This is a genomic window from Micromonospora sp. RTBAU3-60, assembly GCF_054963695.1.
On sequence record NZ_JBUEGB010000040.1, the window covers coordinates 16173 to 37348 of the forward strand.

Below are 21176 nucleotides of genomic sequence, written 5' to 3' on the forward strand. Positions count from 1 at the left end.
GCTCGCCGGCCGACAGGTGCCGTCCGGGTCACTCCGCGGCGAGGGCCGCCTCGGGCGCCTTCTCCGTCGCGCCCTCCGAGCTGCGCAGATCCTTGCTCACTGAGCTGTAGACGGCCAGGAGAAGCAGGATCGCCCCGAAGATGAGCACGGTCACCCGCGGGCTGGTGAGCTGGAGCAACACGCCGGTCAGGATGGTGCCGACCGGCAGCACGGCATAGGCCAGCAGCGTCTGGAAGGACTGCACACGGCCGAGCACCTCATCCGGCATGCTCGTCATGATGTACTGCATCTGCACGACGTTCATCAGCGAGATCATCACGTTGACGGCGGCCCAGATCAGCCCGATGGCGATGGGTACGACGTCCAGGGCCAGCAGCGGGAACAACAACGCCGTGGCCCAACTTCGGATGACGATCGACGAAACGAGGCCGACGCGCTGCTGCATCCGGTTGGCCAGCAGCGAGCCGATGATCCCTCCGACCGCGGCAAGGGTGAAGACCACACCGACCCAGGTGGCGCTGGCACCGGAACTCTTGACCAGGACGGTCATGAGGACGGTGATGCCGGCGAACAGCAGGTCGCCGACGACGGTGAGCATGGTCATGGCGCGGAGGCGTCGGTGCGCCCAGACCCGACGGGCGCCATAGGTGAGGTCCGAGCGCCACGGCGAGGGTTCGGCGGTGGCCTCCGAGTTTAACTGGCTGCGGATACCGAGGACCACCAGCGCGACGATGCCGAAGGACACCGCATCCACAAAGAATGGAAGCACCGGCCACGCCTCGACGATCAGCAGTCCGGCCAGCGGTGGCCCGACGATCGCCGACAGGTTCCACAGCAGCTCGAACTGGGCGGACGCCGGACCGAGCTGATCCTCGGGGACGATGCGCGGGATGACCGCCACCTGGGTCACGTTGGTGATCAGTCCGGCGACGCCGTTGAGGACCGCGACGGCGTAGAGGTGCGGCATGGTCAGGTGGCCCAGGTGGTAGGCGAGGGGGATCGAGCCCATCGAGATCATGCTGATGACGGCCGCGGCCACGAGCAAGACACGGCGCGGGAACCGGTCGGCCATGACCCCGATGGGCAGGGCGAACAGGGCGTACGGGAGAGCTTCCAGCGCACCGATGATGCCCACCTGCACCGGCGACCCGGTCAGCGCCAATACCAGCAGCGGAAACGCCACGAGGGACATGGAACTGCCGACCGAGGAGAGCAGACTGGCGCTCCACCACAACCGGTAGTCGCGCCCGCGGAACAGCGCCCTCATGCCGGCACCTGCCCGGCCCGCCCAGCCTCGCCGACGACCACAGATCCCCTCGCCTCGGGCGCGTCGGGGAGGTCGAGGACGTTGTCCGGGGGTGCTGCCTCCGCCCGGAACCGCCGGTGCTGGATCGCCGCCGCGCGGCGTTCCATCTCGCCCATCTCACTCATCTCCCTCATCACGTGGAATGTCGTTCAGCGCAGCCAGGATCGCCGACCACACGGCCTCGAGCGCGTATGGACCGGAGAGGCTGAGCCGGCCGCCGTCTCCGGTCCAGCCCAGGGCGAGGTCGACGTGTCCGCCCGGGGCCACCAGCGCCGCCAGGTCCTCGTCGGACACGTCGCCGCTCTCCTCGAAGACACTCACCCGCAGCACGGCCTGTGCCGCCCGCGGGTCAGGGCCGGCCGCCACGTGCCCGGGCAGCCGGTCGGCCAGTTCCTCGAGCTCCCGCCGCAGTTCCTTCTCCATCGCGTCCGGCCGCCCGACGTCGATCACGACGGGCAGCAGGTCGGCGAAGTTGCCGAGGGTGCCGATCGACGCCGGTGTGGTGCGGCCATGGAAGTCCACCAGCAGCGGCAGCCGGTCGACACCCAGCACGCTGCCCACCGCCGCCAACGCCGCGGCCAGGACCGCCGGCGCGGAGACGGCACCGGGTGGCAGGCGCCGGACGTGCAGCGCGCCCGGAGCCGGGCGCAGACGCTCGGCGATGGCTGCCTCGGCCAGCGCCGCGTGGAACGCGGAGCGGCGAGCCTGTTCGGCGTCGCGTGCGGCCGGCCCACCGGCCGCCCGCAGCTCCGCCACGTGCTCCCGCAGGCGGTCGACCGTGTCGTCCGGCACGGCAGCCCGGCCACTCGCCCGGGCCCTGATCGCGTTCGCCAGGTCATCCGCCAGCAGAGCCGCCGACTCACCGTCGGCGACGATGTGGCTGACCCACAGGCTGACGTGATCGCTGCCCGGACCGGCGCGGCAGATTCGGGCCTGGAACGGCAGGCACTCCTCGACCGCCCACTCCGCCACCGGCGACGTGCACGGATCGCCCGAGGCGGCGCGGACGACCGGGACGAGGCCGGGCTCGGGCTCGTGCAGACGGTGCACCGCGGCACCGTCCCGCTGCCTCACGGTGCTCCGCAGCAGCGAGTGGCCCTGCACAAGGTCACCGAGGGCGGCTGCGACGATCTCGTCGGACAGGCCGTCGACCGGCAGCCGCACCACGACCTGGCCGATCGGGTGGCTCTGGCCGATCCAGCCGCCCAACGCCGGAGCCTCCCCCACGGATGGGGTGCCGGGCCGTCGGTCCAACCCCTCGTCGTGGCCGCCGGGCCGGAACAGGACGGGCATCGTCGGCATGCCGGTGACCGGCGCGTCGGTGTCCGCGGCGGCGAGCGAGGACACGTGCGCGGCGAACGCGGCGAAGGTGGGGTGCCGGTAGAGGTCCATCACCCGCAGCGGGACCCCGCCGCCGTGCCGGACCCGTGCGACCATCTCGAGCGCCAGCAACGACGACCCACCGAGGGTGAAGAAGTCGTCGTCCGCGCGGACCTCGGTCACGCCCAGCCCGGCCGACCACGCCCGGTGCAGCAGCTCCTCCAGCGGGGTCGTGGGGTGGACGACCGGACCGCCGCCGACGTCGGTCAACGCGTACTGGCTGACCAGCGTCTCGCGGTCGAGCTTTCCGGAGGCTTTGTACGCGAGCCTCGGCACCCGTCGGAACCGCGACGGCACCATGTAGCCCGGCAGCAGGGTGCCCAGATGATCCCGCAGCTCTCGCTCGGCGTCGTCATCCGCGACGTACAGGCACAGCAGTGTCCTGCCCCCGGGCCCGTCGGCCACGACCACCGCGCCGTCACGGATCGCCGAGCAGCTCAGCAGCGCCGACTCGATCTCCTCCAGTTCGATCCGGTTCCCGGCGACCTTCACCTGCGCGTCGCGTCGCCCCAGGAACTCGATCACCCAGACGCCATGGTCGTCGCGGATCAACCGGCCGAGGTCGCCGGTCCGGTACAGACGGTTTTCCGGGTTGCGCGGATCGGTGACGAACGCCCGCGCGGTCGCCTTCGGACTGGTGTAGCCGTCGGCGACGCCGACACCGGCGATGTAGAGCTCCCCGACGGTGTACGGTGCGCACACCCGGCCGGCATCGTCCACGACGTACAGTTCGTAGTTGGGCAGCGGGGTGCCGATCGGCACCTTGCCCGACGCGTCGCCGGAGATGTCGGGCAGGTATTCGGTCGCGTTGACCGTGGCCTCGGTCGGACCGTACAGGTTGAGGACGCGCGCGGTGCCGCTCACCGCCGCCGTCCACCGCCGGACCTGCTCGTAGTACATGCTCTCCCCGCCCACGAGCACCCAGCGCAGGTCGGGCAGCGGAACCGGGACACCGGTCGCGGCGAGGGCGCCCGCGACACCCGCCCAGTGCGGTGTGACCAGGTCCAGGTGATGGATGGCCCGACGGTTGAGCCAGGCCGTCAGCTCCTCGGCGTCGAGAAGGATCTCGTTCGGCAGGGGGATCAGGCACGCGCCGGCCCGCCACGCCGGAAAGATCTGCTGCACGGCCGGGTCGAAGTACAGGGCCGACATCTGACCCACCTGCTCGGACGCCGCCACGGGCCACCGGTCACCGGCCCACATGACGAGGTTGCTCAGACTGTCGTGCCGGATGCGGGCGCCCTTGGGGGTGCCGGTGCTCCCGGAGGTGTAGATCACGTAGGCCACGGCGTGCGGCTGCGCGACGACAGCGGGGAATCCGGCACCGGCGGAGGGGTCCGTCGCCGACAGGTCGACGATCGGGAGGCCGAGGGGCTCCGTCGGGGTGTGCGCCCCCGGTGCCACGACCGCCCGCAGCCCGCAGTCGGCGGCGATCGCCCGTGTCCGGGCGGCCGGCTGCCCCGGACTGAGCGGCACGAAGGCCGCGCCCGCCTTGAGGATGGCGAGGACTCCCACGTACGTGCGGACGCACCGACCGTCGAGGACGCCGACGAAGTCACCCGGGCCGACCCCGGCATCCCGCAGGTGCGCCGCGGCCGCGTCGCTGAGCCGGTCGAGGTCGGCGTAGCTCAGCTCGGCGGTTTCGTCGGCGACCGCGGGTCGGTCCGCGTGGGCGCGCGCCGAGGCGGCGAACATGTCGAGGACGGAGACGTACGGGTAGTCCACCGCTGTGTCGTTGTACGTCGTCCACGCCGCACGACCGGAGCGGGAAAGATGGGTGAGGCCGAGGTCGGGGCTCATCCCCGCACCGCCATGTCGAGCGCGTCCAGGACCATGTCCGCGAACGCCTCGACGGTGCCGCGTCGCAACACCGCCGGCCAGTAGTCGATGTCGAGGGCGAAGCTGCCGTCCGGCAGTGGATGACAGGTGATCGTGATGGGCAGCTGCGCCGCCTCGGCGCCCTCGTAACCACTGATCGAGAAGCCGTGCTTGCCCGACTGCGACAGCTCGTCGACCGAGCCCGTCTCCGGATAGCTCTGGAACAGGAACAGCACCTCCGACAAGCCGCGCACCGATTCCCGACCGGCGGCCTGGCAGACGTCGCGCAGCGGCGTGGATTCGTAGGGGCGCACCTGCATGAGCGACTGCTCCACCAGCGGCAGCAGCTTCCCGGCGGGCATCGGCCCGGGCGCGGACACCCGCACGGCCACGGTGTTGATCAGGCAGCCGACGGTGTCCTGGCTGCGCTCCAGCTCGGCGCGGCCGGAGGTGACGTAGAGCAGCGTCACGTCGGAGCGGCCGGTCAGCTGCTGCACCCCGGCCGCCAGCGCGGCCATCATGACGGTGTTCTCCGGGACGCCCGCGCGCCGCGCCGCCGTCGTCAACCCGGTCCGCAGGTCTCCGTCGATCCGCCGGGCGACGCGGGCGGCCTCCGCCGCGCCGCCGTGACCGTCGCGCGGCAGGCGCATCGGTTCGGCGTCTCGCAGGTGCTCCCGCCAGAAGTCCGCCGCGTCCGGACGTACCCGCCGTTCGGCGGCCGCGGCGTAGTCCAGGTACCGGTCGACCCGGTCGGTGAACGCGACGAACGACCCGTGCAGCAGCTGCACGTACGTGCCGAACAGTTCGTCCCGCAACAGCGCGTGCGACCAGCCGTCAGCGAAGATGTGGTGCATCGTCCAGACCATCGCGGTACTGTCCTCCGCGGTCACCAGCCGCAGGTCGAACAAGGGCCACCGCTGCAGCGAGATCGCCGAGACCGCGTCCCGGCGGGCCCCGGCGACGGCGGCCGCAAGGTCTGCCCGGCCGTCGACGACCGGCACGCCGACCGCCGGGCGCTCCCGGACGCGCTGCGCGGCCCGGCCCTCGGTGAGCGCGAACTCGGCCCGCAGCGCCGGATGCCGGTCCACGAGGACGTTGAGCGCGGCCGCGAGCAGCTCGGCGTCGACGACGCCGTCCAGGTGGTAGACCTCCTGCACGCAGTACTCCGACTGGTCGTCGGTCGCCACGGCCTCCCAGAAGATGTTCTGCTGTCCCGGCAGCAGCGGCAGCCAGCTTCCGTCCGCCGCCGCGGCCGACGGCGTCCCCGCCTCGGGTTCGGTGGCCGCCCGGGTCAACGCCGCCAGCCGCCGGACCGTCCCAGCCTTGAACAGATCGAGGATCTCGAACCGCAGACCCGCCTCCAGGGCACGGTCGCGCACCACAATGCTCGCGATCGAGTCACCGCCGAGGGTGAAGAAGTTGTCGTCGAGGCCGACCTCCTGGCGCAGCACGTCCTGCCAGATGGCCAGCAGCGTCTGCTCGGTGGCGCTCGCCGGGCGGTGCTCGCTGGCCTCGACGGCGTCGGGTCGCGCCGCGTGCTCGGCCAGCGCGGACCGGTCAACCTTTCCGGTGGAGGTGAGCGGGAGCGCGTCGAGCCGAACGAGGCGCCGCGGGATGTGCGACGGTGGCAGGTGTTCAGCCAGGACGCCGAAGATCTGGTCCGCCTGGTCGGTGGCGGCGGTGTAGAAGCCGACCAGGCTGTCGCTGGTGGCGGTCGGAACGGCCACCGCCGCGCCGACCCCGGCGGCGAGCATCGCCGACTCGACGTCGCCGAGGTCGATGCGGACCCCCCGGATCTTCACCATGTGGTCGACGCGGCCCTCGAACTGCAACTCGCCGGAGGGCAGCAGGCGGGCCCGGTCACCGGTGGCGTACATCCGGCCGCCGGGCACCGGGGAGAACGGGTCGGGCAGGAACCGTTCCGCCGTCGACGCCGGAAGGGCCACGTAGCCGGCGGCCAGCCCGACACCGCCGAAGTACAGCTCGCCGATGACGCCCGGCGGGCACAACGTGAGCGACTCGTTGAGCACGTACGCGCGCAGGTTCGGCAGCGGCCGGCCGATCGGGACGATCTCGCCGACCTCGTCGCCACGCCACACGTGGTACGTGGCGTCGATGGTGACCTCGGTCGGGCCGTAGACGTTGAGGATGACGCCGTCGCTGCCGACCAGGCGCTGCCACTGTCGTACCTTGTCCGCGCGCAGTGCCTCGCCGGCGAGCAGCAGCACCTGCAGCTGTGGCCGGGGCGTGTCGGGGCTCGCGGCGAGGTGGTCGACGAGCGGGTACCACAGCGACGGCACCATGTCGACGTGGCTGATCCCCTCCGCCACCAGCCATGTCGCCAGATCCCGACCCGAGACCCGGATCCGGTCGGGCACCGGCAGGAGCGTGGCGCCACGCGTCCAGGCGCACAGGATCTGGTGCCATGCGGCGTCGAAGTGCATCGGCGCGCTCTGCGTGACTCGGCTGCCCGGTGCGACAGCCATCGCCTCGGTCAGGGCGGCCACGAGGTTGGCCAGTGCGGCGTGCCCCACCAGCACCGGCTTGGGCAAACCCGTCGTGCCCGAGGTGAACATGGCGTAGACGGCGTCCGTCAGGCCCGCCACGGCACCGTCGGCCTGCCCGCTGCCGGACGGCCAGTCGTCGGCCATCACGAGGGGAAAGCCCGTGGGTGCCCGGTCCTGCAGGTCGCGGGCGGTGACGATGCAGCGGGCGGCCACCAGGTCGGCGCAGCGTCCCGTGCGGGCCGGCGGCGCGGAGACGTCCAGCGGAGCCACCACCACCCCCGCCATCAGCGCGCCCAGCAACACCGGATACAGCTCGGGACGCTTGTCGAGGAAGACCGCCAGGACGTCGCCTCTGCGCAGCCCGCGCTGCTCCAGCCCGGCGCGGACTCCCCGGGCCCGCCGCAGCAGCTCCTCGTAGGTGAGGTCGGTGCCGTTCACCCGTACCGCCACCGCGCCCGGGTCCCGCGCGGCGGCCTCCAGCACGGACTCCACCACGGTACGGGTCGGCAAGGGGGCCGCGGTCGCGTTGAGATCGGCGTACCGCTGATGGTCGGCCGGGGTGAGGATGTCCCACAAATCGAAGTCGGTCATGGCAGGTCCACCAGTCGGGTCAGGCACATCTCGAAGCGCCGGGCGAAGGAGTCGACGGTTTCCCGCCGGAGCAGGCGGGTGTTGTAGGTCAGGGCGAAGTGGAGCGTGCTGCCGGCGTACCAGGTCGTCACCGCGAGGTCGAACTTGCTGGTCCGATCGGGGACGATCTCGTAGGCCCAGCCTCCGGAGACGACGTCGGGCAGCGGTGGCAGGTCCTGGTGCGCCAGCATGGTCGCGAAGACGGGTGGCCGGTCCAGGCCGCGGTCGAGACGAGCCTTGGAGACCAGCAGGTCGAACGGGTAGTCCTGGTACTCGTACGCCTTGATGCACTTGTCCCGTACGGCGGCGAGCAGGTCCTCGACGGTCGGGCAGTCGCGGAAGTCGATCCGGACGAACGAGGTGGCGACGAAGAATCCGATCACCTTCTCCAACTCTGCCCGCGCCCGGTTGGCGACCGGGATCCCGACGGTGATGTCGTCGGCGAGCGTCACTCGGCGCAACATCACGATGTACGCCGACAGCAGCACCATGAACGGCGTCATGCCGCGGCGGGCGGCGAAGCGGTTCACCCGCTCGGACAGCTCGGCGCTGAAACGGTAGCTGAGCTCCGCGCCCGGGTACTCCTGGACCGACGGTCGAGGAAAGTCGATCGGCAGCTCCAGCGGTGGCGGCGGCGGGACCAGCTGCCCCGCCAGGTACGCCTCGTGTTTGCGCCAGGTGCCGCTGGCGGCCGTCTGCTCTTCCCACCGCGCGTAGTCGGAGTACCGCAGCGGCACGTCGTCCACCGCGGTCCCCTCGTAACCCCGGATGAAGTCGTTGAGCAGCGTCGCGGTGCTCCAGAGGTCGGTGATGATGTGGTGCATGTTGACGAACATCCGGGACGTGCCGTCCGGCAGCCAGAACACGGTCACCCGGCAAAGCGGCCCGGTCGCCAGGTCGAACGGCCGGTCCTGATCCTCGACGAAGGCGCGCGCCATGGTCTCGTCGGCGTCACCGTCCGAGCGCAGGTCCCGCAGTGCCAGGACGACCTGTGACTCGTCGCTGACGACCGCCGTCGGCTCGCTGTCGCGGACCTCGAACCGGGTCCGCAGCCCCTCGTGCCGGCGGATCATCGCGTCCCACGACGCGCTCACCCGGTCCCAGTCGAGGTGATGGTCGGCGCGCAACGACAACGGAGCGTTGTATGCCGCCGTGTGCGCCGTCACGAACTGGTCGATGAACCACAGCCGACGCTGGGCGTGCGACGGCCGGTAGGTGTAGGACGACTGCCGTTCCCGCACCTCGATCGGCCTGGCGGGCCCGTGGCCGGCGGCGGTGAGACCGTCGACGAAGGCGGCGAAGTCGCGGACCCCGCTGTGCCGGAACAGGTCGGACACCTTCAGCTCGTCGCTGAGTTCCTGACGCAGCCGGGTCACCACCTGCACGGCCTTCAGCGACTGCCCGCCGATGGCGAAGAAGTCGTCGTCCGCTCCCACCTCGTCCCGATCGAGGAGCTCCGCCCACAGACCGGCGATGCGCCGTTCCGTCGGCGTGGCCGGGCGAGCCGCCGGCCCGGTCTCCCGCACCGCGCACTGCCGGGCCAGCTCCGGGTAGTCGACCTTGCCGTTGGCCAGGCGGGGCAACTGCCCCACCGTGCGGATCCGGCTCGGCAGCATGTAGCGCGGCAGGTGGTCCGCCAGGTGCTCGCGCAGCCCCTCGGCCGCCCCGACGACCGTGAGCACGATGTCCTGCGATCCGATCAGGCACACCGCGGCCGCCGTCACCCCCCGGTACGCCGCCGCCCGGGTCTCGATCTCGTCCAGCTCGACCCGCTGTCCCCGGACCTTGACCTGGCGGTCCCGCCGTCCCACGAAGATCAGCTTTCCGTCGGGCCGCATCCGGACCAGGTCACCGGTGCGGAACATGGTGGCCTCGGCCGGCCGCTGCGGGAGAGGGTGGGCGACGAACCGTTCGGCGGTGAGGCCCGGAAGGTTGTGATAGCCGTCGGCGAGGCACGGTCCGGCGATTGCGAGTTCCCCGATCGCACCCGGCGGCACCAGTTGGCCGAACTCGTCGAGGACGAGCACCTGCCGCCCGCCGACGGGGGCGCCGATGACATCGGCGTCGGCCGGGCCGGCGACCCGGTTCAGCGTCGCGGTGACCACCGTCTCGGTCGGGCCGTAGGCGTTGAACACGGCCGCTTGGGGCACCAGTCGGCCGGCCAGATCGATCGCCGGCACGCCGAGTCGCTCCGCACCGAGGATCAGGGTCCGCAGGCCGTCCACGGGGTTCGGCTGCTCGCTCCAGTGGCCGCCGAGCAGCTCCCACAACGACGGCGTCACGTTGAGCACGGTGATCCGCCGAGCGGCGATGAACGCCGACAACTCGTCGGGGGTCGGCAGGGGTGCCGGCTGCGTGTGCAGGTGCGCCCCGGTGACGAGGGTGGTGAAGATCTGCTCCAGCGCCACGTCGAAGCCCGGCGAGGCCAGGAACGCGACCCGGTCGGCCGAAGTCAACGCCACCGCCCGGGCCATCGCCGCGCAGTGCGTGGCAAAGGCCCGGTGTCCGACGACGACACCCTTGGGCCGACCCGTTGACCCCGACGTGTAAACCACGTACGCCCGCTCGCCGGGCCGCGCCGGCACGTCCGGGATCACCCCGGTGCCCGGGGCGAGGTCGCCCTCGACCGTCACCGTCGCCCCGGCGTCGGCCGCGATCTCCGCCACCCGTCCCGGCGGCAGATCCGGATCGATCAGCACGACGGTCGCTCCCAGCCGCCACGCCCCGAGCAGGGTGGCAACCAGTGCCACCCCCCGCGGGAGACGGACGAGGACCGTGCTGCCCGGACCGACCCCGTCGGCGGACATCGCCGCGGCGCAACGGCGAGCCCGCAGGTCGAGGTCGGCATAGGTGACGTCGTCCACGGCGGGACGGGCGGGCGCGACGCGTACCTGCTCGGCGAAGAGATCCAGCACGCTGTCCGGGTGAGGTGCCGGCGCGGAGCGGCCCAGTGCCAGCAGCCGCCGCGCCTGTTCCTCGCCGACCAGCGCGACGCGGCCGAGGACCGCGTCGTGCGGCAACGCCGGCAGGTGGCGCAACGCGCAGGCCAGCGCGTCGGCGAGATGCGCGTCGACGCGGCCGGGGTTCCCGCTCAGTGTCACGCGCAGCGTGTCCCCCACGCGCAACGCGGTGAGGGCTGCGGAGAAGGGCTCGGTGCAGCAGTCGGCGTCGACCGGTCGCAGGCGGGCGTCACCGTCCGGCAGGTCGGCGTACGCGAAGCCGTAGCGGAAGCCGACGTTCGGCGGGGCGAGGAAGCTCTCGGCGTACGCCTCCGCCTCGGTCAGGACATCCGCCACCGTCCGGGCCGCTGCCCCGTACGGTTGGCGGTTCAGTCCCGCCCAGCGCAACGGCAGATAGCGTCCGAGCGGGCCCATCATGTCGCGGACGTCCTCGTCGGAGCGGCCGTCCACATACGTCCCGACCGTCACGTCGTCCGAGCCGTCGAGCCTGCTCAGCACCCCAGCCCACACCGTCAGCAGCAGGGCGCGAACGGGGACCCCGAGGTTGGCGGCCGAGCCGAGGATGGTGCGGGTCTCCTCGGCCGTCAGCGCCAGCCCGATACGCGCCGGCGGGTCCGACGAGGGCGGCGGGACGGCATCGGCAACCGCGGCCATCCGTTCCCAGTAGGCGCGGCCGACGGCGGCCTCCGGGGAGGTGGCGAACTCGTGCAGCCACTGGGCCATCATGGAGTGCTCCGCCCGTTCGACGACCGGCGTCTCGCCACCCAGCCCCAGCTCCGCCAGCACCTCGCGGGCCAGCAGCGGCAGGCTTCCCAAATCGGCGGCGAGCGCGGGCAGGCGTATCTCCAGCCGGTCGCCGGTTGCTACGACCAGCACTTCCGGCCCGACCAGCGCCACCTCCGCGGCGTCCCCGGTCACCCGGATCCGAGGCGGATGGCCGGGCAGCTGCAGCGGCGGCATGGCCGGATCGGTGACCACGAAGGCCGAGCTGGTGATCTCATGCCGGCCGCAGACGGCGGCGACCGCTGCGGCGACCTGCTCGCTCGGCAGGTCCGTCTGCCAGACCAGGCGGGCCTGCCACGTCTCCTCCCCACCCGCGGCCACCCGGTGCAGGCGGCGCTGGATCGGTGAGATCTGGTAGCCGGCCTCGACGCCGGTCACGACGGGTTCCCGGCGGCCACCGAGAGGGTCGGGCGGTGGTACGGGTCCGTCATCGCGACCACAATCTTCCGCTCGCCCGTGTAGGGCATGCGACCGTGCGCAGAGAGCAGGTTGTCGATGACCATCAGGTCACCCTTCCGCCACGGCTGCTCCCGCAGCTCCGCCGCGTAGGCCTCCCGGATCGCGGCGACCTCGTCAGCGGTGATCGGTGAGCCGTCCCCGAAGTAGACCTGGAACGGGAAGTCGTCCTCGGACAGGTCGCGCTCCATCTCTGTCACCGCGTCGCGCGGCAGGGAGCTGGTGTGCCAGAACGCGACATGGTTGAACCACACGAGAGCGCCGGAGACCGGGTGCTCCTCGACGGCGCGGCGCAGCTGGGTGGTGCGCAGGCGGTCGCCGCGCCACTGGAAGTCGATGTCGTTGTCGCGGCAGTAGCGTTCCACCTCGGCCCGCTCATCGGTCTGGAAACCCTCCTGCCAGGACGGACCGTATCCCGTGCCGTAGTTGCGTACCAACTTCCAGCCCAGCCGCTGGAACCGCTCCGCCAGCGGCGTGCCCAGCCGCTTCAGGATGCGTCGGGTGTCCGCCGTCGGTGTGGCTCCGCCGCTCCCGGGCGGCGTCACGCACAGGAACCACACCCGCATCGGCACGGTCGAGGCGGCGGTCAGCTCGCAGTGCAGAGCGATCTGCTGATCCGGCGGGTACTCCGTCGACGTGTAGACGTTGCCGACCAGATGCCGGCGCGGTGTGGAACGTTCCCGATACGCCAGCGGTTCTCTGCCCAGCCTGGCCAACACCGCGCGCAGGTCGGTCTCATGCTCCAGGCCCGCGAAGCCCCGGAACAGCACGCCCCCGTGCTCGGTGAGGGCCTCGTCGACCTCCGTCGCATGGTCGGCGCACCAGGTGGCGAAATCGACGTCCGCCACCTCGGTCGCGAAGACGGCCGGACGGCCGGCCTCCGACGGGGCGGTGCAGCGCACGACGGCATCCGCCCGCAGCGGGATGGTGTGGCGCCGGATGTTGCCGAACCGTCCGCTCATGACCTCACTCCTCTGTCCGTCCGGTCGCTGTCGGTGGCAGCGCCCGGCACCGATACCTGGCTGGTGGCCGAAGCTGTTCGCCGCAGTTGGCGGCGGGACCGTCCCTTGTCGCGCACCTCGTCCGTGACCCGCGTCCGCACCTCGGCGAGTGTCAGTTCGGCGCCGTCGGTGAGCAGTCGGGCGCACGGGGCGACCAGGGCGGCCAGAGCGCCCGCAGTGCCCGCGGTGACCGCGCGCCGGTCGAACTCCAGGACGCCGTCGAGCCCGCTACCGGACTGCTCCCAGCTGAGCAGCAGATCGAACTTGTCGCTCCCCGCGACGTCAGCTGTCGAGAGCAGCCGCAGTTCCCCGTCGTCGGCGGCGGGCACGTCCTGCAGCACCAGCTTCGCCTGGATGAGCGGGGTACGCCCCGGCGCGCGCGGCGGACTCACCGCCTCGACGATCGCGTCGAAGGGCACCTGCTGACGCGCGAGACCGGCCAGCACGACCTCGCGCGCCTGGGCCAACAGGCCCGCCGCGGTCGTCGTCGGCGACACCCGCAGCCGTAGCGGCAGCAGATTGACGAAGAAGCCGACCATGGCATCGGTACTGGGACGCACCCGGTTGGCGGCGTCGGTGCCGATGAGGAGGTCCTCGTCACCGGTCAGGCAGTGCAGCGCCAGCGCGTACGTGGCGAGCAGGGTGGTGAAGAGGCTGGTCCCGCCGGCCCGGGCGACCTCGCGCAGGCGGGAGGTCAGGGCGCCGTCGAGGTGAGCGGTGACGACCCCGCCGCCTGTGGCACCCGGCTCACCCGGTGGCAGCCGCAGCGGCTGGTGGCCGGCCAGCGACTCGGTCCAGTAGGCGAGGTCCGCGTCCCGGCGTCGGTCGTGGTCGGCACGCTCGGCGATCGCATGCTCGGCGTACTGCGTCACCGGGCCGACCGGCCGACCGGTGTACGCGGCCCACAGGTCGGCGCCGAGCAGCGGTATCGACCAGCCGTCCACCGCGATGTGGTGCAGGTTGGCCGTGAGCAGGACACCGTCGGCGCTGGTGGCCGTGGCCGCCGCGACGACCGGACCCCGGTCGAGCCGCAGCGGGGTCCGCCGCACGAGCTCCCCGAGCGCCGCGGCGACCGTCTCCGCCGCAACGGTCTCGGTCGCCGGGGTGTCCGCCACGGACCGGTCCGCCCAGGCGATCGGCAGGTCCGGATGGATCCGCTGATACGGCTGGGCTCCGTCGTACCCGTACGTGGTGCGCAGGATCTCGTGCCGGGCGACCACCGCGGTGAGCGCCCGCCGGGCGTCCTCTTCTGAGGCCGCGGGGGGAAAGAGCCAGCAGGCGGTCAGCTCGTACTCACGTCCGCCGGCCGTCTGGTCGACCAACCAGATGCGTTGCTGGGCGAACGAGAGCGGCACCCGCTCCGGACGTGGGGCGTGGGGACTGGCCGACTCCGGGGCGGGCGCCTGCTCGCGCAACCAGCCGGCGAAGTCCGCCAGACGGGGACGCCGGAGCAGGTCGCGGAGGGTCACGGCAACCCCGTACGCCCGCCTGATCGCCGCGACGGTCTGCGCGGCCAGCAGCGAGTGCCCGCCGAGTTCGAAGAAGTCGGCGTCGGCGGTGACGCTCTCGCGGTTCAGCACAGCGGCCCAGTGCGCGGCGACCCCGGCCGTGAAGGCGTCCATGTCGGGCGTCTGGCCCGCACTCGCGGTGGTGACGAGCGCTTCGGCGGCGGCGCGGTCCAGCTTGCCGGCTGAGGTGACCGGGATGGCCGGCACGAGGTGCAGTACGTCCGGCACCGCGTGGCGTGGCAGGACGAGGGGAATCTGCTCGCGCAGCCGTCCGGCGTCCAGTCCGTCGCCGGCCACGTAGGCGACCAGGCGCTCACCCAGACCGTCGGTCCGGTCCACGGCGGCGGCGCAGGCCGTCACGCCTGGCAGTCTGCCGATGACCGCCTCGATCGCGCCCAGTTCCAGCCGCACACCCCGGACCTTCACCTGACGGTCCACCCGCTCCACGAAGTGCAGCGTCCCGTCCGTGTCGTAGTAGCAGAGGTCACCGGTGGCGTACATCCGTGCACCCGGGCGGGTGGCGTAGGGGTCGGGGACGAACGCCGCGGCGGTCAGCTCGGACCGGCCGAGATACCCCGCTGCCAGAGCGGCGCCGCCGACGTACAGCACGCCCCGGACGAGCGGTGGCACCCGCCGCAGTGCCCGGTCGAGGATCTCCACCCGCACGTTCGGGATGGGCCGCCCAATCGTCACGATCTCTCGCCCGCCGGGCGCGGACACCCGTTCGTGGGTCATCTCGATGGTGGTCTCGGTCGGCCCGTAGGTGTTGTGCAGCGCGACGCCGGGACAACGGTCGAGCAGTGTCCGTGCCACGCTGCGCGGCAGCGCTTCGCCACTGCACATGATCGCGCGCAGCGCGGGCGGCATGGCCACGCCGCTGTCCAGGGCCACCCGCAGCGACGACGGCACGAAGTGCAGGAACGTGATCCCGGCCGCATCCGCCTGCGTGAGCAGTGCCGCGGGATCCCGCTCAACTCCCGCGGCGGCCGCGACGAGCGTGCCGCCGGAGACCCACGGCTGCAGGATCTCGGCGAGGGAGACGTCGAAGTCCAGGGCGGTCTTCTGCAGGTGGCGGTCGGCGGGGCCGAGGTCGAAGGCGTCGACCGCCCAGGCCAGGCGGTTGATCAGCGCGTGGTGTCCGACGAGCACCCCCTTGGGTTCGCCGGTGGAGCCGCTGGTGTACAGCAGGTACGCCCCGTCGGCCCCGGACGGACACCAGTCGTCCGCCGCGGCCCGCGCATCGTCCGGGTCGCCGCCCGCGCTGACCGGGCGGACCGCAACACCGAGCTCGACCGGGGCGCCGGCCCGGCGGGCGTCGAGGACCAGCGCCGGACGGGCCGCGTCGCAGATGCGGCGCAGCCGCTCGGCGGCCTCCGTGGCCCGCAGCGGCAGGAACACCAGCCCGGCCCGCAGGATCCCCAGCATGGCGGTGAAGTGCTCCAGGGTGCGCTCGGCGAGCACGGCGACGATCTCACCGCGTCGCAGGCCGCCCGCCCGCAGTCCGGCCGCGACCGCACCGGCCCGGTCCCAGAGCTGTTGGTACGACACCGACCGGCCGTCGCACTCCAGCGCGGTGCGCTGGGGATCGCGGCCGACCATCCGGCCGATGCGCGCCACCACGCAGCAGTCCTGGAGGGGCGCGCTCCGGGCGTTCCACGCCTCGACCAGGGCGACCTCGGTCGCGTCGAGAAGCTCCACGGCGGCGAACGACCGGCCCGGATCGGCAACCAGCGCCCGCAGCAGGGTCAGGTGGCAGCGGAGCATCCGGGCGGCGGTCGCCGCGGTGAACAGGTCCCGGTCGTAGCGCAACTGCAGTCGCAGTCCCCCGTCCGGGTTGACCACGAAGGTGAACTGGACGTCGAAGTCGACCGCCTCCGTGATCACGTCGACCAGCCGCGTGGGCAGGCCGCGCAGCTCGCTCGTGACCGGGGCGTCCTGCAGCGCGACGACCACCCGCTGCAGGCTCTCCATGCCGGGCCGGGCCGCCGACAGCGCGGCGATGTCCACGGCCGAATGGGTCAGCGCCTCGGTGGCCGTGCGGTCAACCTCGGCCAACACCTCGGTGAAGGTTCCGGTCGCGCTCAGGTCGCACCGCATCAGCACGGTCTGCGCGAAGTGACCGACGACGCCCTCGGCGCCCGGGGGACGCACCGAGACGGGCACGCTGGTCACCACGTCCGACTGCCCGCTCAGGCGGGACAGCAGTGCCTGGGTCGCTGCCTGCAGCACCACGAAGGGCGTCACCCCGAGCCGGCGGGCGACGTCCTTGAGCTGCCGGAACTCGGCGACCGTCAGGTCCTGCTCGACGGAGCCGCCCCGCCCGGACCGCACCGCCGGGCGCGGGTGATCGGTCGGCAGCTCGACCGCGACGGCGTCCCGCAGCCGCTCCCGCCACCAGGCGAGGTCAGCCGACCCGGCGGCCGGCATCGCCGCGACCGCGTCCAGGTAATCCGGGGCGGCCGCGCACCGGCCGGGTGCGCCACCGTCGTACGCGGTGGCCAGGTCGCGCAGCAGCACCTCCGTCGAGGTGCCGTCCGCGGCCAGATGGTGCAGGACCACCACGACCGCGCTGGTACCGTCCGCGCGGTCGATCAGGCGTACCCGCAGCAGTGGACCGTGCGCCAGGTCGAACGGGCGCAACACGTCCGATCGCACGAGCGCCTGCTCCGCCGCCGGGTCCACCGGGCCACTGGTCTCGACCACCGGCCCGGTCCCCGGCTCCACCTGCAGCCGAGGACCGTCCTCGGTCGTCACGAACCGGGTGCGCAGGGCCTCGTGCCGCATCGCCAACTGGTGTACGGCCGCCTGCAGGCGGGCGTGGTCCAACCGGCCCTCGACCTCGAGGACGAATCCACCGTTGTACGCCGCGAGGCCAGGATCACGCTGCTGCGCCAGCCATATCCCGAGCTGCTGCGGGGCGAGCGGATGCATACCGTCCCGGTCGACCGGGGGCAGGGTGCGGGAGACGACGTCCAGTCCTCCGGCGACGACCGCCCGTACCGTCCGCCCGGTGAGGATGGCGGCGGCCGACACCCGGATTCCGTGGTCCACCGCGAGCGTGTCGACGATGCGCATCGCGAGCAGCGAGTGGCCGCCGAGCTGGTAGAAGTCCTCGGTGGGACCGACGGAAGGCAGGCCGAGCGCCTCCGCGAAGACCTTGCCCAGCAGCTGCTCGTCCGGGGTCGCCGCGATGCCGCCGTCTTTCTGCGGTGCCAGCCGCCGTGCCGGGGCGTCGCCGAGCGCGGCCCGGTCGAGCTTGCCGTTCACCGTCATGGGTGCATCGGTGACCAGGTGAAACGCGGACGGGATGGCGTGGCCCGGCAGAGCCCGCGCCAGCGCCGCGGTCAACTCGCCGTGGCTCGGCTGGCGCGTCGGGGCGACGAGGTACGCCCGCAGCCCGCCCTGGCCGTCCGGTTCGACCGCCGCCAGGTCCACACCCTCCACGGCCGACAGCGCCGCCTCGACCTCTGCCGGGTCGACCCGGTGGCCCTGCACCTTGACCTGGCGGTCGGCGCGTCCCACGAGGACGATCCCGTCGTCGGCGCGGCGGGCCAGGTCGCCCGTGCGGTACAGCCGGGCGCCGGGTGGCCCGTACGGGTCCGGCCCGAAGGCCGCCGCCGTGGCCGCGGGCCGCCCGTGATACCCGCGGGCGAGGGCGATGCCGCCGATGTGCAGCTCCCCCGTCTCGCCGTCTGGCACCGGGCGACCGTCCGGGTCGAGCAGGTGGATCGACGTGCCGGCGACGGGGTCACCGATGCGCGGCGGCTCGTGGGCGGGCAGGGGGCGGCACCGCCAGGCCGTCGACTCGACCGACACCTCGGTGACGCCGTAGAGGTGCCACAGCTCGCGCTCGCCCAACGCCGCCAGCGCCTCGTTCATCAGCGGCGTGGGCAGCATGTCGCTGCTGACCAGCACGGTCCGCAGCTTGGCGCAGTAGCGCAGCCCGGGTTCCCGGGCCAGCAGCCGCAGCACGGGCGGGGTGACATGGGCGTGGGTGACCCGCCGGACGGCCAGCTCGCGGACCAGCACGGCGCCGTCCAGGGCGGCGGCCTGCGGCGCGAGGACCACCGCCGCACCCGTCGTCAACGGCCACAGGATCTCCCACAGGCCGACGTCGAAGCCAAGCGACGCCAGATTCAGCACCCGGTCACCGGGCCGCAGTGCGAACGCCTCGGTTGTCCACCGCGTGTAGTTGTCGATGCTGACGTGGGCGACGTCGATGCCCTTGGGGGTGCCTGTTGAGCCGGACGAATAGACGACGTAGGCGAGCTGCTGACCCGACACCACCGACACCGTGGCCGCCTCGTCGGCTCGGCCGGCGAGCGGCAGGTGCACCACCGCCGGTCCGGCCGGATACGGATCGAGCCCGCGCTCGGCGAGCACGACCCGCACGCCCGCGTCGGTCGTGATGCGCTGCCGGTGGTGCGGTCCGTGCGCGACCTCCAGCGGCACGAGCGCGGCACCGGCCTGCAGCACGCCGAGCACCGCGGCGACCTGGTCGAAGGACCGTCCGGCGAGCAGCCCGACCCGATCCTCGGCACCGACGCCCTGCCGGCGCAACTCCGCGACGACGCGCCCGGCCGCCGCGGCGAGCTGGCCGTAGGTGTACGACCGCGTCCCGTCGACCACGGCGACCGCTTCCGGTTGACCCGCGATCACGGCACCGATGCGTTCCAGCATGCCGGGACTCATCCACACCTCCCCAATAGCGGTCCAGTCGAGGTCAGCGCAGGTAGCCGGCAAGGACGCGACGCAGCGTCTCCTCGGTCCCGGCGGCGATCTGGGCGGACCGGGAATCGCAGTAGGCACGCTGGACGCTGACGTCGGTCAGGTAGCCCCGACCCCCGGTGAACTGCAGCAGACAGTCGGCCGCCGCCACCCAGGCCCGGGCACTGGCGATCTTGGCAGTGAGAACCAGCTTGTTGGTGCGGGCGGCGTCGTCGGCCAGGCTGCCGATCACCGCGTCCAGCGTGGCCTCGACCATCGTCGCCTGCATGTCGATCTCGGCGATCCGGGCCGCGACGGTGTCGTGGTCGATGAGCGGGCGGCCGAAGGCCTGGCGCTCCCGCACCTCGGCGATGGCTGCCGTCAGCAACCGTCGGGCCTGCGCCGTCGCCAGAATCGCCGCCATCAGCCGCTCACGCAGGAACTGCGCCGCCTGCACGGCGTACCCCAGCCCGACCCGACCGAGCACGAACGCGGCCGGGATGCGTACCGAATCGAAGCTGACCTGGGCGTGGTCGCAGCAGCGGTTGCCGAGCTTGTCGTGGTAGACCGTGCTGCTGACGCCCGGCGCGTCGGCCGGAACGACCGCCATGGTGAGCGACGAGGCGACCGGACCGTCCGACGACCGGCACAGCACCACGTAGAAACCGGCGATCGACCCGTTGGTCAGGTAGGCCTTCCGCCCGTCGACCAGAAAGTCGCCGCCGTCGGGGCGCAACCCGGTGGTGATGACGGCGAAGTCGGAGCCCCCTCCGGGCTCGGTCAGCGCGATCGCCCCGATCGCGGTGCCGGCGACGGCCGGGACCAGGAACCGTTGCTTCGCCTCCTCGGTGCCGAATTCGGCGAGGGCCGGGGTGGCCATGTCGGTGTGGACCGCCACGGACATGCCAATCCCCGCACAGTCCAGCGCGCCGAGTTCCTCACCCAGCACGCGTTTGTAGCGGTAGTCCAGTCCCATCCCGCCGTAGCGCGGGTCGTACTCCAGGCCCAGCAGCTTGCGGCGGCCGAACTCCGGCATCAGTTCGCCGGCCGGCCACGCTCCGTCCCGCTCCCACCGGTCGATGTGCGGCGAGACCTGCTGGCGCAGGAAGCTGCGGATGCTCTGGCGGAGCACCTCCGGTGACGGCGCGGTCATGAGCCCGTCCCACCGGCGGCGGCCGTCTCGCGGAGGACTCGGACGACCGCGGCGGGATTGTCGCGGACGAACAGGTGACCACCCTCGACCCGGGCGCTGCTGAACGGCCCCGAGGTGCGGCGTCCCCACTCCTTCGCGTGCGCGGCGGTGACCGTGTCGTCCTCACTGCCGTACATGGCCAGCAACGGGGTCCGCACGCAGGCGGATTCGTCGACCCGGTAACTGTCGCACAGCTCCATGTCGGCACGCAGCGTCGGCACGATGAGCTCGACCAGCTCGGGGGGCATCGCGGTCACGCCCCGCTGGCCCGTGATCTCGGCCAGCCCGGCGAGCAGCTGGGCCTCGGAGACGCCCGGACCGGAGAGCCCGGTGCCGGCGGATTCCGGACCGGGCGCGGCGGCCGCGCAGAAGGCCCGCGCCGGCCGGCCGACCTGCTCGGCGAGCCGGCACAACTCGAAGCCGATCAGTGCACCCATGCTGTGTCCGTAGATGACCGTGTCGGCATCCACGTGCGTCAGCACCTCGGTCACCAGGAAGTCGCGGACCTGGGTCCAGCTGGTCATCGGTGGCTCGTCGATGCGGCCCTCGCGGCCCGGCAGTGTCACCACCGTTACCTGGAAATCGGGGATCGCCGCCTGGCGTAGTCCGGCGAACGGCGCGGCGCCGGCGCCGGCGTACGGCAGGCAGATCAGTTTGCGCCCCACGTCAAACCCGCATGCTGCGCGGCCGGATGTCGGTCCAGTTTTCCTCGATATGGCTCAGGCATTCGGCGCGGGTACCGCGCACACCCACTTCGCGCCAGCCGGACGGAATCTCTCGATGGTCGGGCCAGAGAGAGAATTGCTCCTCAGCGTTGACGACCACGACGAAAACGCCGCCATTAGAGACTTCCACTGCTCCCCCGCGATCTCGTTGGCGTACCAGCAGGCAGTTTCCATTCGTACGTCTGACGTTGTCAAGGCATTCG

Annotated in this window: 10 protein-coding genes; all 10 read right to left on the bottom strand. The window is 72.4% G+C overall.

The annotated features are described in order from the left end of the window. Positions 1–28 precede the first annotated feature (28 nt). The 10 genes from ACY34I_RS28095 to ACY34I_RS28140 are packed head-to-tail and all read right to left on the bottom strand — an operon-like array spanning position 29 to position 21103. The gene (locus ACY34I_RS28095) at positions 29–1267 is read right to left on the bottom strand and encodes an MFS transporter (protein ID WP_462758042.1); all 1239 of its coding nucleotides are present in this window, start codon (positions 1265–1267) and stop codon (positions 29–31) included. Beyond that, positions 1264–1431, bottom strand: a complete 168-nt coding sequence (locus ACY34I_RS28100; RefSeq protein ID WP_462758043.1) for a hypothetical protein — start codon at positions 1429–1431, stop codon at positions 1264–1266. Before ACY34I_RS28100 ends, ACY34I_RS28095 begins: the two co-directional genes overlap by 4 nt. Next, the gene (locus ACY34I_RS28105) at positions 1424–4486 is read right to left on the bottom strand and encodes a non-ribosomal peptide synthetase (protein WP_462758044.1); all 3063 of its coding nucleotides are present in this window, start codon (positions 4484–4486) and stop codon (positions 1424–1426) included. The genes ACY34I_RS28100 and ACY34I_RS28105 overlap by 8 nt, the downstream gene beginning before the upstream one ends. After that, positions 4483–7602: an amino acid adenylation domain-containing protein gene (locus tag ACY34I_RS28110; protein ID WP_462758045.1), complete on the bottom strand. Its 3120-nt coding sequence runs from the start codon at positions 7600–7602 to the stop codon at positions 4483–4485. Before ACY34I_RS28110 ends, ACY34I_RS28105 begins: the two co-directional genes overlap by 4 nt. Then, entirely contained in the window at positions 7599–11762 is a 4164-nt protein-coding gene (locus ACY34I_RS28115; protein WP_462758046.1) for an amino acid adenylation domain-containing protein, read from the bottom strand. Before ACY34I_RS28115 ends, ACY34I_RS28110 begins: the two co-directional genes overlap by 4 nt. Continuing rightward, on the bottom strand, positions 11759–12802 hold the full coding sequence (locus tag ACY34I_RS28120) for a TauD/TfdA family dioxygenase (protein ID WP_462758047.1): 1044 nt from the start codon (positions 12800–12802) through the stop codon (positions 11759–11761). The genes ACY34I_RS28115 and ACY34I_RS28120 overlap by 4 nt, the downstream gene beginning before the upstream one ends. Beyond that, positions 12799–19041: an amino acid adenylation domain-containing protein gene (locus tag ACY34I_RS28125; protein ID WP_462758048.1), complete on the bottom strand. Its 6243-nt coding sequence runs from the start codon at positions 19039–19041 to the stop codon at positions 12799–12801. Before ACY34I_RS28125 ends, ACY34I_RS28120 begins: the two co-directional genes overlap by 4 nt. Positions 19042–19072: 31 nt before the next feature. After that, a complete protein-coding gene (locus ACY34I_RS28130) occupies positions 19073–20209 on the bottom strand; it encodes an acyl-CoA dehydrogenase family protein (RefSeq protein WP_462758049.1) in 1137 nt (378 codons plus the stop codon). Beyond that, a complete protein-coding gene (locus ACY34I_RS28135; protein WP_462758050.1) occupies positions 20206–20913 on the bottom strand; it encodes a thioesterase II family protein in 708 nt (235 codons plus the stop codon). The genes ACY34I_RS28130 and ACY34I_RS28135 overlap by 4 nt, the downstream gene beginning before the upstream one ends. 1 nt (position 20914) lies before the next feature. Next, on the bottom strand, positions 20915–21103 hold the full coding sequence (locus tag ACY34I_RS28140; RefSeq protein WP_462758051.1) for an MbtH family protein: 189 nt from the start codon (positions 21101–21103) through the stop codon (positions 20915–20917). Between the last annotated feature and the right edge of the window lie 73 nt (positions 21104–21176).